This is a genomic window from Parundibacterium terreum, assembly GCF_014636315.1.
GTDB classification, from domain to species: Bacteria; Pseudomonadota; Gammaproteobacteria; order Burkholderiales; family Burkholderiaceae_D; genus Undibacterium; species Undibacterium terreum.
The window spans coordinates 437,260-450,475 of sequence record NZ_BMED01000003.1; the positions used below are offsets into that span (position 1 = coordinate 437,260).

Annotated in this window: 12 protein-coding genes; 1 reads left to right on the forward strand and 11 read right to left on the reverse strand. The window is 53.8% G+C overall.

All coding sequences use genetic code 11. The features are described 5' to 3' along the window. Positions 1-130 precede the first annotated feature (130 nt). The 10 genes from IEW12_RS16680 to IEW12_RS16725 all read right to left on the reverse strand — a co-directional run bounded on the left by IEW12_RS16680 (position 131) and on the right by IEW12_RS16725 (position 11,272). Complete coding sequence (locus IEW12_RS16680) at positions 131-1,009, reverse strand: proteasome-type protease (RefSeq protein ID WP_188567208.1); 879 nt, start codon at positions 1,007-1,009, stop codon at positions 131-133. Positions 1,010-1,104: 95 nt separating this feature from the next. Beyond that, positions 1,105-1,923, reverse strand: a complete 819-nt coding sequence (locus tag IEW12_RS16685; protein WP_188567209.1) for a transglutaminase family protein — start codon at positions 1,921-1,923, stop codon at positions 1,105-1,107. 16 nt (positions 1,924-1,939) lie between these two features. Next, a complete protein-coding gene (locus IEW12_RS16690) occupies positions 1,940-2,893 on the reverse strand; it encodes an alpha-E domain-containing protein (RefSeq protein ID WP_188567210.1) in 954 nt (317 codons plus the stop codon). Position 2,894: 1 nt separating this feature from the next. Beyond that, the gene (locus IEW12_RS16695) at positions 2,895-4,328 is read right to left on the reverse strand and encodes a circularly permuted type 2 ATP-grasp protein (protein ID WP_188567211.1); all 1,434 of its coding nucleotides are present in this window, start codon (positions 4,326-4,328) and stop codon (positions 2,895-2,897) included. A gap of 112 nt (positions 4,329-4,440) precedes the next feature. Then, positions 4,441-6,480: a sodium:solute symporter family protein gene (locus tag IEW12_RS16700; protein ID WP_371874550.1), complete on the reverse strand. Its 2,040-nt coding sequence runs from the start codon at positions 6,478-6,480 to the stop codon at positions 4,441-4,443. Further along, positions 6,480-6,761, reverse strand: a complete 282-nt coding sequence (locus IEW12_RS16705; protein ID WP_188567212.1) for a DUF4212 domain-containing protein — start codon at positions 6,759-6,761, stop codon at positions 6,480-6,482. Before IEW12_RS16705 ends, IEW12_RS16700 begins: the two co-directional genes overlap by 1 nt. After that, a complete protein-coding gene (locus IEW12_RS16710; RefSeq protein WP_188567213.1) occupies positions 6,761-8,329 on the reverse strand; it encodes a sensor histidine kinase in 1,569 nt (522 codons plus the stop codon). The genes IEW12_RS16705 and IEW12_RS16710 overlap by 1 nt, the downstream gene beginning before the upstream one ends. Beyond that, on the reverse strand, positions 8,326-9,090 hold the full coding sequence (locus IEW12_RS16715) for a response regulator (RefSeq protein ID WP_188567214.1): 765 nt from the start codon (positions 9,088-9,090) through the stop codon (positions 8,326-8,328). The genes IEW12_RS16710 and IEW12_RS16715 overlap by 4 nt, the downstream gene beginning before the upstream one ends. A 239-nt stretch (positions 9,091-9,329) precedes the next feature. Next, positions 9,330-10,304: a lipase family protein gene (locus tag IEW12_RS16720; RefSeq protein ID WP_188567215.1), complete on the reverse strand. Its 975-nt coding sequence runs from the start codon at positions 10,302-10,304 to the stop codon at positions 9,330-9,332. Between the two features lie 278 nt (positions 10,305-10,582). Beyond that, positions 10,583-11,272: a hypothetical protein gene (locus IEW12_RS16725; RefSeq protein ID WP_188567216.1), complete on the reverse strand. Its 690-nt coding sequence runs from the start codon at positions 11,270-11,272 to the stop codon at positions 10,583-10,585. 737 nt (positions 11,273-12,009) lie between these two features. On the opposite strand from IEW12_RS16725, the gene IEW12_RS16730 reads away from it, so the two are divergent. Continuing rightward, positions 12,010-12,558, forward strand: coding sequence for a hypothetical protein (locus tag IEW12_RS16730; RefSeq protein WP_188567217.1), 549 nt, complete (start codon positions 12,010-12,012; stop codon positions 12,556-12,558). Positions 12,559-12,580: 22 nt separating this feature from the next. Here the strand turns inward: IEW12_RS16730 and IEW12_RS16735 are convergent, their stop codons facing one another. Further along, the gene (locus tag IEW12_RS16735; protein WP_188567218.1) at positions 12,581-12,757 is read right to left on the reverse strand and encodes a hypothetical protein; all 177 of its coding nucleotides are present in this window, start codon (positions 12,755-12,757) and stop codon (positions 12,581-12,583) included. Positions 12,758-13,216 lie beyond the last annotated feature (459 nt).

The following is a 13,216-nucleotide window of genomic DNA, read 5'->3' on the forward strand; positions in this document are numbered from 1 at the left end:
GTTTCTTTGTTGTGGAAAAGATATTGTACATATGAAACATGGCAATAAATCAATTTATTGCCGTGTTTGTCTCATATCTGGCGATTTTGGCCGAGGGACGGCTTAGGGGCGATGTATTTGGGGCCAGGTTTCAGGGCTGTTTATTATTGAACTGCTGCGCCAGCGATTGCAGTTCGGATGCTTGCTGGCCAGCGGACGAGCCGAGATGCTCGGGAAGTTTTACCCGGACCGGCTTGCTATGCATATTGGTCGACGACAGCACATTGCTGGTTGCATCCGGTGCTGCATTCCAGATGGGATCGGCTATGCCTTCAAAGACCGTCTTCAGTTGCTGGCCCCAGGTGTTGCGTATCATCTGGAAATATTGATTTTTTTCATCAATGGTCACAAAGCGGCTCACCGCCAGGCTATCGGCTTTGTACACCAGCAGATCCAGCGGCAGGCCCACGGAGATATTGGAGCGCAGGGTAGAGTCCATGGAGATCAGTGCGCACTTGGCGGCTTCATCCAGACTAGTGGACGGGTTGACCACGCGGTCTATGATGGGTTTGCCGTATTTGGCTTCACCGATCTGGAAGTAGGTGCTTTCGTTGTGCGATTCTATGAAATTACCGGCTGCATACACCTGGAACAGGCGGCAACGCTCGCCCTTGATCTGGCCGCCGAAGATGATGCTGACATTGAAATCGATGCCGAACTCGGCCAGCGATTCTGCATCACGCTTGTGCACGGTACGCACCGCGTCACCCAGCATGCGCGCGGCATCATACATGGTTGCTGCAGTCCAGATACTTTGGCCGTCTTCGCTGACATGTTCTGAAATGAGCTGGCGTATCGATTGTGAAATTGACAGATTACCGGCCGTCATCAAGACCATCATCCTGTCGCCAGGATTTTCAAACACGCTCATCTTGCGGAAAGTGCCTACCTGGTCCACGCCTGCGTTGGTGCGTGAATCGGAGAGAAAAACCAGGCCTTCGTCGAGGCGCATGCCTACACAATATGTCATGTTTGCAACATCTTGATTAAAACCACTATTTTACACTTTAGGCTGCTGAAATGATGTTGGCCTGCACCGATTTCTTCCGTACTGGCGGGCTTTGTTCATTCTGTCAACAAAGGAACGACCTCTACCTTCACTGTTAATATTTCATTACCGCCACCGCGCCTGACCCCGCGGATCGGGGCCGCCGAATCATAATCCCTGCCAATCGCCAGCCGGCAATAGGCATCGGTCATCAGGCGGGCGTGGGTGACGTCTATGCTGACCCAACCATTGAAATCCGCCTCGCTGATCCACGCATCCACCCAGGCGTGGCTCTCTGCGTGGCCGGTGGATTCCGGGTCGATATAGCCAGACACGTAGCGCGCCGGCACTCCATGCGCGTGGCAGCAGGCCAGGAATAGATGCGCGTGATCCTGGCACACGCCTCTTCCCAATTGCAGCGCATCGGTGGCGGTGGTGGTGACGATGGTTGCACCACTTTGGTAACTCACTGCACCGCAAATGCGCTCCGCCAGCGTGATCAGGTGCTGCGATTGTACCGCTTGCCCAGCCGGCGGCAAGCTGTCAGCGGCAAAATCCAGCACCATCGGTGTCGCTTCAGTCAAGCGGGTCGCCACGGTAAAGATCAGCGGCGACTGTGGATTGTCGTCCGCCAGCCGGCCCCTGTCCGGGCTGGTGGTTTCAACGATACCTTGCGCAATGATGGCGACTTGTTCATGCGGGCCGGTAATGGTCAGCGTATGGCACAGATTGCCGTAGGCATCGGTATACGCGTGCATCTGGCCTGAAGTATTGATCTGCCACGACAATACGTTCTGCTGGGGTTCGGGACGCGGAGTCAGGTGCAACTGCTGTATCGTATACGCCAGCGGCATGCTGTAGCGGTAGATAGTCTCATGGCGTATGGATAGTCGCATAAGGGAACCGGGCCGGCTAAGCAGCAAGGGGAACCAGGAAGTCGCGGCTGACGCGATTACCCAGTTCGTTGATGCGCTCCAGGAATTCCGTCAGCGTCACATGCAAGCCCGCCCCAAGAATTTCTTCTATGCGGCCAAACTGCAGTTCCGCATGCAGCTTGCCGGCAAAGCGTTCCGTTTCTGCAGACACATCGTTGCGCACCTCTTTCAGATTGTTCACCACTTCGTCCATGCAGGCCAGCAGCGAGCGCGGCATATCGCCGCGCAACATCAGCAATTCTGCAACCCGCTCCGGTGTAATGACGTCGCGGTAGACCTTGCGGTAGATTTCAAAGCCGGAAACCGAGCGCAGCAACGCTGCCCAATAGTAGAAATCCCTCTGCGAGATTTCATTGCCGGTAGTTCGCTTGCCGGTGGCGCCGTGGAATTTCACATCCAGGATACGCGCGGTATTATCTGCCCTCTCCAGGAAGGTGCCCAGGCGGATGAAATGCACGGCCTCGTCCTTCAGCATGGTGCCCAGCGTCACGCCGCGGGACAGATGCGAGCGGTACTTGACCCATTCGAAAAACTGGCTAGGATCGCGTTCCAGCAAGCCGCTATCGATGCGCTTGGACATGTCCAGCCAGGTGGCGTTCTGGGTTTCCCATACCTCGGTGGTCAAGGTGCCGCGTACTGCGCGCGCATTCTCGCGCGCCCCGGTCAGGCAGGCGCAGATGGAAGATGGGTTGTCCGGGTCACGAACCATGAAATCCACGACATCCTTGGAGTTCAATAGCCCGTACTTGTTATCAAAGCGGGATTGCAATTCCGAGATGCCCAGCATGGCGCGCCAGCCTTTTTCTGCATCTTCAGCGGATTGCGGCAGCATGGACGTCTGCACATTGACGTCCAGCATGCGGGCGGTATTTTCGGCGCGTTCTGTATAACGGGCCATCCAGAACAAATGATCGGCGGTGCGGCTTAGCATTTTAACTCTCCAATATCCAAGTGTCTTTGGTACCGCCACCCTGCGAGGAGTTGACGACCAGCGAGCCTTCCTGCAGAGCGACGCGGGTCAGCCCGCCGGGCACCATGGAGACCGTCTTGCCGGATAACACAAACGGGCGCAGGTCGATATGGCGCGGCGCAATGCCGCTCTCCACATAGGTAGGGCATGCAGACAGCGCCAGCGTAGGCTGGGCGATATAGCCGTCCGGCTTGGCCAGCAGGCGCTGGCGGAAATCTTCTATCTGCGCCTTGGTCGAGGCAGGCCCGACCAGCATGCCGTAGCCGCCGGCGCCGTGCACTTCCTTGACGACCAGGTCAGGCAGGTTGGCCAGCGTATAGGCCAGGTCTTCTTTCTTGCGGCACTGATAGGTCGGAACGTTGTTCAGGATAGGTTCTTCGCTCAGGTAAAACTTGATCATGTCCGGTACGAAAGGATAAATCGACTTGTCATCCGCTACACCGGTGCCGATGGCATTGGCCAGCGTGACCCTGCCGGAGCGGTAGACCGATAGCAGGCCCGGCACGCCAAGCGAAGAATCAGGACGGAAGGCGAGGGGATCCATGAAATCATCATCGATGCGGCGATAGATCACGTCCACCCGTTTGGGGCCGCGCGTGGTGCGCATATATACGGCATTGTCGTTGACGAACAAATCCTGTCCCTCGACCAGTTCCACCCCCATCTGCTGGGCCAGGAAAGCATGTTCGAAATAGGCAGAGTTGTACATGCCGGGTGTCATTACGACGATGGTCGGATCGGTAACGCCCATCGGTGCCACTGATCGCAGATTATCCAGCAGCATATCGGGATAATGGTCGACGGGAGCAATCTTGTTGCGCGCAAACAGTTCCGGAAACAGCCGCATCATCATCTTGCGGTCTTCCAGCATGTAGGAAACGCCGGACGGCACGCGCAGATTATCTTCCAGTACATAGAATTCGCCGGCACCGGCCCGCACTATATCGACCCCAGCGATATGGGCGTAAATGTCAGACGCCACCGAGATGCCCTGCATTTCCGGACGGTATTGCGCATTCTTGTAAATCTGTTCTGCGGGAATGATCTTGGCCTTGATGATGTTTTGGTCATGATAAATATCATGAATGAACATATTCAGCGCCTGCACACGCTGTACCAGACCGGCTCGCAATTGCGTCCATTCTTCGGCATGGATGATGCGTGGAATGATGTCGAAGGGAATCAGACGCTCGGTGCCGGCGTCGTCGCCATACACGGCGAAGGTAATGCCTACCCTGCGGAACATCAGGTCGGCTTCGGCGCGTTTCCTGGCGATGGTATCGGCCGGCTGTCGCTTTAACCAGGCATCAAACTCGCGATAATGTTCTCGTACTGCATCAGTGCTAGTCGCGGTATCACTACCATCGGCATGCATTTCATTGAAAAATTTTGCCATGATCCTGTTTTCGCGTGAAAGTTGTACTTATGATTTAGCTACACAAAACTAACTATCAAGAAACATGCCAGGGGCGCGACAGGGTATTTCAAAACACGGAATAGGGATCCTTTCAATCCGGTTCACGGATATAGTCAACCAGGTCCAAGGTGTGCAGATCCGTTGCCGGGGTCAGCAGGCTGACGCCGATTAGGGCCAGCATGCCTGCCGGTACGCCGAATACACCGGCGGAGATGGCGGCGATATGGAACCACTGATTGCTTATATTACCGCCAAATAAGGGATGTGTATGCAGCATGTAGTACACACAGACGGCAAAGCCGGTAATGATGCCCGCAATAGCCCCCTGTTGATTCGCGCGTTTCCAGAATACCCCAAGGACCAGTGCCGGAAATAATGCGGATGCTGCCAAAGAAAATGCTGCGCCGACCAGTGACAGAATATCCGCCGGTTTTAGCGAGGCGACATAAGCGGCGATCAGGGCGACCACCAGCAGCAGCAGCTTGGAAATGGTCACTCGCTTTTGGGTAGATGCTTGTGGATCAACAATTTTGTAGTATATGTCGTGCGACAGTGAGTTGGAGATGGTCAGCAACAAGCCATCGGCAGTAGACAGGGCAGCCGCCAGGCCGCCGGCGGCGATCAGCCCTGAGATCACATAGGGCAGGCCGGCGATTTCCGGCGTAGCCAGTACCACGATGTCGCCGTCCAGCGCGATTTCTGCCAATTGCACAATGCCGTCATGATTGATGTCGGTAATGCTGACCAGCGGATTGATCTTGTCCACGCTGCTCCAATAGGTGACCCAGGACGGCAATTTGGAAAAATCGGTACCCACCAGCGAGGTATAGATATCGTATTTGACCAGTATCGCAAGCGCAGGAATGGTTACATACAGCAGCATGATGAAGAACAGAGACCAGAACACCGAATCCCTGCTGGCCTTGACCGACGGCGGCGTGTAATAGCGTATTAAAATATGCGGCAGGGCCGCGGTGCCCATCATCAGGCAAAATACCAGGGCCATGAAGTTGTTGCGCTTGATGTCGGAATCCTCCTTGTTCTTTGCCGCATAAGGCTGGAAGTTGGACACCGGGACTTCGGCGCGTGCCAGGTTGCTGTTCCTGGCTTCAGTCCAGCGCACTTCGGCCTCTTGCGGTGTTTGCGGATAGTTGGCTAACTCCCTGCCCGCGGTCTTGATATCAATAAGCGATGCATTGCCCGATTTGAGATCTTCCAGTTTGCGCTGCGCCTCGTAGCGCCCTTCCTCCCAGGATCCCGGCAGATGCTGGATTTTGTCCAGATAGGCATCGGCCCTTTGTTCAAAAATGGCCCTGACCTGCTGCTCTTTGGGATCGTTGGCAAAGACTTTTTCTCTCGCGTTCAGTGCCGGTAATGTACTGCCGTAGGCTAGCTGAGGGACTGGCATATGCGTGTGCTTGATCGATAGCCAGGTGACCGGAATCATGTAAGCCACGATGATGATGATGTATTGCGCCACCTGGGTCCAGGTCACGGCCCGCATGCCGCCGAGGAAGGAGCAGACCAGGATGCTCGCGAGGCCGAGGAAGATGCCGACTGAAAAGTCCACGCCCGTAAAACGCGAAGTGATCAGGCCCACGCCGTAGATCTGCGCCACCACATAGGTGAACGAAATGATCACGGTGGCGATGACCGCCAGCACACGAACAAAATTGCTGCCGTGTTTGCCCGCATAACGGGTACCGAGAAAATCGGGAATGCTGTACTGGCCGAACTTGCGCAGGTACGGCGCGATCAGCAGCGCCACCAGGCAAAAGCCGCCGGTCCAGCCTATGATGTAGGCCAGGCCGTCGAAGCCCGTCAGGTAGATACCGCCTGCCAGGCTCAAAAAGCTGGCGGCCGACATCCAGTCGGCGGCGGTGGCCATGCCGTTGAATACGGCCGGTACCCTCCTGCCTGCCACATAGTATTCAGAGATATCCGAAGTGCGGCTCATTACGCCTATGCCGGCGTAGATGACGATGGTCGCGAACATGAACAGATAACCTATCCATACCCTGGGCACACCTTCTTTTTCCAGTACGGCAAGGCTGATCAGAAAGACAAAAAACAATACGGTGTACCAGAAGTAGTAGATGGTCAGTCTTCTGGTAAAGCTTTTTTGCGCCATCAGGCTTTGCCCTTTCCGGATTTTTCTATGCGCCGCATGCCAAGGGAGTACACAGCCAGTATCAAGACATAAAACAGGCTTAATCCCTGTGCTGCCATGTATAAGGGGAGCGACCAGCCGAAGAAATACACGTTGGATAATTCACGCGCGAAGAACAGCATGCCAAAAGTCATGACGAACCATGCGGCCAGCAAGTATGCGCTGAGGCGCCGCGTCTGCGGCCAGCAACTGTATCTGCGCTGGGACTGCGCCGTCATGCCCTCGTCGATAGAATTTTCCATTAGCCGAAATCCCCTATATAGGCCGAGTGTGTGCTGGAGTGCGGATTCATCCGAAACGCAATGCGAAACACGCAGCCTGGATATTTCGGATCCTGATTACGAGAGTTGTTGACGATCTCAATCTGCGCATCGTGTTGCTGGGCAATTTCCCTAACGATGGAAAGGCCCAGCCCGCTGCCTGCGACATTGCTGCCCAGTATGCGGTAGAAGCGCTCGAACACGCGGCTGCGTTCCGATGGCGGTATGCCGGGGCCATTATCTTCCACTTCCAGTATTGCCAGTTGCTCATTGTCTGCAACCCGTATCCTGACTGTAACGCTTTGTCCTTTCGGCGTGTAGTGCAGTGCATTGTCGATCAGATTGTTCAGCAGCTCGCGCAGCATCAGCGGATTGCCGACGATCATCACCGGATACCCTGGTTGTTCAAAACCCAGGTCTATGCCGTAGGTGAATGAAGTTTGTATCCAGTCCTGCACGGTGCTGCGGGCCAGCTCGGCGAGTTCCACCGGCACCAGCGGCTTGGTCGCGGGAGTTTGATTTTCTGCGCGTGCCAGTGTTAGCAACTGGTTCACCAGCCTGGTTGCGGCTTCCGAGCTTTTGGAGAGCTGCAGCAGCGAGCGATGTATCTCTGCCTGGTCGGTTTCGCGCAAAGCCAGCTCAGACTGCATGCGCATGCCGGCCAGCGGCGTTTTCATCTGATGCGCGGCGTCGGCAATAAAGCGTTTTTGTATTTCTATGGTTTGCGCCAAGCGGCTCAGCATGTCGTTCAGCGAGCGTACCAGTGGGGAAATTTCTTCCGGTACTTGGCGTGAATCGATGGGACTCAGATCATCAGGGCGGCGGGCGCGTATCCTATGCTGCAGTTCGGCCAGCGGCGACAAGCCGCGTGATAGCGCAAACCAGACCAGCGCCAGCGCTACCGGCAGGATGATGAATTGCGGCAGGATCACACCTTTGATGATTTCGTTGGCCAGCACAGTGCGTTTTTCCAGAGTCTCCGCGACTTGCACCAGCGCCAGATGCGGCTCGGCCTTGCCTTTCCCCGGGCCATAGCCCAGGCTAGCCCGGCTGTTCAAATCTATATAGCTATAGGCTACGCGGATTTCTATGCCGCGCAGATTGTCGGTGCGCAGCGTGACCGCACCCGGCAGCGGTTTTTCTTCGTCATTGGGTTGTGGCAGCTCGCGGTCGCCGTCTATCAGTTCGCCCTTGCTGCCTTTTACCTGGAAATACCTGCTGTCCAGATCGTCGGCGCGCAAGATATCGCGCGCAGGATTGGAAAGTTGCGTGACGACTTTGCCGTCCACTTCCTTAACCTGCTGCGCCAGCACCAGTACATCATCTTCCAAGGCGCGGTCAAAGGGCTGGTTGGCGATGGATTTGGCGACCAGGTAGGTGATGGCGATGCTGAGCGGCCATAGCAATAGCAAGGGTGCCAGCATCCAGTCCAGGATCTCGCCGAACAGCGAGCGCTGAATTTTTTCCGGCGGCTGGCTGTGGATTTTGCTATCCGGTACGGATGTGGCAACAGGGGCAGCGGTTTCGTGCGCGCCGCTTTCCGGCATCATGTGGGCTCTGTGTCAGTGGCTTTTGGCGTGCTTATCGAGGATGCCGCTGAACCTGCAGGTGTGCTTGCGGATGCCGGGTTTGGCGCGGGAGCGACAAAGAATTTTTCCAGGCAATAACCCAGGCCACGCACGGTGGCGATGCGCACGCCATCTACCTCAATCTTTTTGCGCAAACGGTGTACATACACTTCAATTGCGTTGTTGCTGACCTCTTCACCCCATTCGCACAGATGGTCAACCAACTGTTCCTTGGAAACCAGGCGGCCGGTACGTTGCAGCAAGACTTCCAGCAAGCCAAGTTCGCGCGCGGACAGGTCCAGCATTTGTTCGCGGATGTAGGCGATGCGTCCTACCTGGTCATAGGTGAGCGGGCCGTGGGTAATCAAGGTGGGGCCGCCGCCGGCACCGCGCCGCGTCAGTGCGCGCACCCTGGCTTCCAGTTCCGACAGCGCGAAGGGCTTGGCCATATAGTCGTCAGCGCCCAAGTCCAGGCCCTTGACTCTTTGCTCGACGGAATCTGCTGCGGTCAGTATCAGCACCGGCAGATGTGAGTTGCGCGCGCGCAAACGCCGCAATACTTCCAGGCCGCTCATTTTAGGCAGGCCCAGGTCCAGGATCAGCAAATCGAAATCCTGCGTCGACAATGCGGAATCGGCCTCCTGCCCATTGTTGACGCAATCGGTGGCATAGCCGGATTGCCGCAAGGAACGGGTCAGGCCGTCGGCAAGTACGCTATCGTCTTCTGCAAGCAAGATACGCATGATTGTAATTTTCGGTGCACTCGACCTTATATCGCGCCATCAGAGAGGAAACTGGATGGTGAGCAGGGCCGGATTGTGATTGTCTCTAGCCTTAGTCTATTGGTTTTTGGCATGGGCGGCAAGACGCACGCATAAACCTGAAGGAATGCGTGGCAGAAACAGAGATTCTTGAAAAACGGAGCTTGGTCTGCAGTCAGCCGGCGTTTTTCAACCTGCGGGGGAGGGCGTATCGCTGGGCGTCAGACTTTGCAGGGGATTTGCATATAGCCGCCCGTGCTGGAATGGTCGCCCGCAATTTCTTCAAATTTGAACTCGGCCATCGCAGTGGCAAGCCGCAGGTTACGGTCGGTAGACAAGGAAAACGAGTCGGCGACGATGTTGTTGCTCCAGTCTATGAATTGCAGCTTGCCAGCCGACACGTAAGACGGCCAGTTGGAAATGTGATCGAACTGGGTCAGGAAATTGTCCACGTCGCGTACCACCGCCGGGCTGGCTGTCGCATGTGGTGCGGCCAGGGGGAATTTGTTATGTATCAGCGTCAATCCCTGCTGTATCACGCGCCAGGAACTAGTGGATGGAGGTAGATGAGGAACCAGGTCGTTCTGGTATTCGAAGCGCAACGCTTCCTGGATATTGCCGTTCTTGACCATCTGATCGTAAGCCTTGGCAAAGGCTTCGTCTCCGGCGCGGGCGCCTGCATAGCTGTAAGCGCTGGCAACCTTGACCCCGAGTTGCGCCAGCCGATATGCGGCCAGATATACCAGGGCGCCGCCTTTGCTGTGACCGGTAATCCTCAGTGATTTACCGCCGTCGACGACTTTTTTCAGATGGAGGCCATCTATCCAGTCCCACAGTTCGTCCAGGGATTTGAGAAATCCGCTATGCACCATACCGGCCAGATTGGATCCCTTGACCAGTTTGATATCGCCGTCATTGATCCAGTCCAGCAGTGAGCGGAAAAAGCCGTCCAGCGAGGCATTGGTCGGCGGCAGGGTGCCTCGAAAACTCAGGATGGCTTCGGTGGCCGTTTCTCCGTAGTAGCAGGCATTGATTTGATTCTGAGTCGGAGCCCGGAAAAATTGCAGTGTTGCAGGCAGGAAGCCGACATTGGCGACGGCAGCGGCAATGGTTGCCGGATCAAAGTTTGCCCCTGTCTGCGGGATGCTATAGGCGAGGTTGCTGGCATGGATCAAACGGCAGGCGAGAGTTGACATGATTTCTCTTGTATCAGTTAGTGTCTTTGCAGGTGGCTTGATTCTGTCCATGCCCTATTGCTACAAGGTGCTTGGCAAGCTCACCATTTATTGCAATTTAGGCATTAATTGCTAGGATAGGCGCAAACTGCGAAATTGCAAAGAACTGATTGCAGGAGATGAGGATGGCGAGCTCCCTGGGCTTCAGGGAGCTCGCGATGTGTTGGCAAACAGAGGCTCCAGGGCGCAGGTTCAGCCCTGGAGGGGCTCTGGATGTGCGGGATTACCGCTTTGCGTAATTAACGGCCGGTAGGCGAGGCTGTCACGACGATGGACTTATAGTAAATCTGACTCGCAGCTTCGTAGCCGGAATCCAGACCCAGCAATAGCCATATCGCACCGCTGGCATCGGCCGTGACTTGCAGCGGCGTTTTGCTGGCCAGGTTTTTTTCCTGATATGGCGCATTGCCGCAATTGGTACTGCTGTTAGCGATATTTCCCAGTACCAAGGCATTTTTACCCGGTGCGGCTTGATTACCCTTGTCGATATTCATGCTGTATTCTTCGCCGGCCTGCATCGTCAGAGGCTCGATGGCAGCCGCCGCGCCATAGACGTAAACACTCTCGCCGGGAGCTCCGCCTACACCAATACAGCCGGAAGCGGCATTGCTGAGGAAAGTAATCTGATAGTCCAGCGCATACTGCTTATTCGGTGCGAAACCGGTAAATTTTTTCTTGACGTAGATAAACAGGTCATCGCTTCTGTTGGTGCCGAAAACATACAGGCCTTTGCCGGAAAATGGTGCAGGCAGGGTTTTGAAATCGGTGACCACATCATTCGGTTTTGTAGAGGTACTAAAGTCGGAGTAGCCTCCTACCCAGCCTGTTGGAGAGCTATTGAAATCCACACTCAGTTGTACCGGCACCGGTGGTGGCGGAGGGTTCAATTCCACCGATCCACCGCAAGCAACCAGGGTAATGGTGAGCATTGCTGCGCTGCTGATTCCTATACATTTCTTCATCTTCGCTGCCTTTTCTTTTTTATATCATCAAGGCCAATGCCTTGATGTGATGGCGAAGCGTAACTTTTTTGCCAATATCAATCCCTCTGCAGATGTCTGGAAATTGTCATGATTTTGTACAAATCATCTGCCACCGCCTGGCCCGCAAGAAAGGAAAAAGTCAGGGGGCGTCATCTGGTTGCTGACACAAATGTCGACGTTCAGCTAACTCGAAACTCTGTTTATATAAACTTCAATAAGTTACAAAACTCGTAAGCTTCTAATTTTGAACAAAAAATGCAGCTAACTCTGAATTCGACCGGATTTTTTTCATTTAAGTCTGAATTTATCAAAAATTACTTTGAAGAAGTTATTAATGTTTTGAATTTCACGTTTTTGAAAGTATCCGCTTTATAAATCCAATCAATGAGCAAGTCCTGAAATTCCCATTTTCCCCTTCTAATCCCAAATCTTCATCCCTGCTCAAGCTGTGCGAACCTGCAGCGAGGCAACTGGCGGGCGTTTATGGATATCTGTTTACTGGCGTATCTTTCAAGAAATGGGGTTTAGCAAGAAAAACAAGTTGTGTGAGAATAATTTCTATTAGGAAATATTTCCATTGATGATAGCATTCTATAAAAATAGAACGGCAATATGGCATAGCCAATTTTTTAATCGGGTTATCGAATTTCAATTCACCTCAAGAAACTAGTCCGGAGAACTTAATGCATTTAAAATTTTTGGCGTTACAACTTGGCTGGGTCACAGCTTCAAATAATCGACATATTCATGCGAAAAACAGTGTTGGCTTCCTCAGTATCAACATACAAAAGATAATCTTTATGGTTATCTTGAGCGTACTATTCATACTTTATTCGGGAGCCAGTATTGCTTCAACTAGTACGGTTAAGGGCTTGTGGAGAACTGGCGGGATGATGGCGTCTGACCTATCTGACCCAACAGCATCCTGTACTTATTTTGCTGAGCATACCAATCCCAACCAGCCGTATCCGATTTGTGGAATGGGGCCATTTGGGGCTCAACTCCGAAATCAATATGCTTGCAATGGTGACAGTGGGTATGGCTGTCAGACCTTCGCGTTCACAATGTTAAATTGCCCAATCGGAAGTAAATTATCGTTGGATGGTAAGTCGTGCGAATGTCCGAGTGGTACGCAATATTTCGACGATGCCAAAAAATGTATAATTGTAAAAAAAGATGATCCAAAATTTGGAGGCAAATCCAACAAGGCACGCCCCCATCAAAAACATTGATGCCCCGCACGAGCCGTTGGATCTACCGCAGTGAGGTAATGAGCCTGGCATTGGAAGATGTCGTGACAGCCGGCCACAGCGTGTTGATTACGGCGCCAACAGACTTGAGCAAGTCCCTGGCTCGCTTGCGCACTGGCGCGGTAACTCCGCGATCTACCGGCGTGTATACCGCTTGCAGGAAGTGCTGCGCATCCTGCACGGTAGCGTTGCCTTCGGCAAATGGCTGGTCCAGCTGGTTTAGGTGGAAGTACTGTTACCTGTACTGGATGACTGGGGTATGAGGCGATCGATGGTATGACACTATTGTCGACGTTCGGCTAACTCGGAATTCTATTTATATAACTCCTAAATCCTTCGTTTTTTGTGCGACTTATCTGAATGTATTGATCCCCTAACCAAATCCATTCCCAATGGCTACTTTGCGCATTGCCGTTCGCGCAAAAAACGGTCACCCGCTCCTTTTTGTAAAGCTGATTCCAGTCGAAGTGTACGGGACTAACTGGCGCACGCATTAGCCTGTAACTGGCTTTAACTGAAGCGGTGGACCTCAATTCACTCTCAGAGTTATTTGCTCCAAGCGCTTCAATTTGTACGAAAAGTACCATTACCCTCGACGGCGGGTGAATTTGAGTTTAAAAATTGCAGATGAATTGATAAT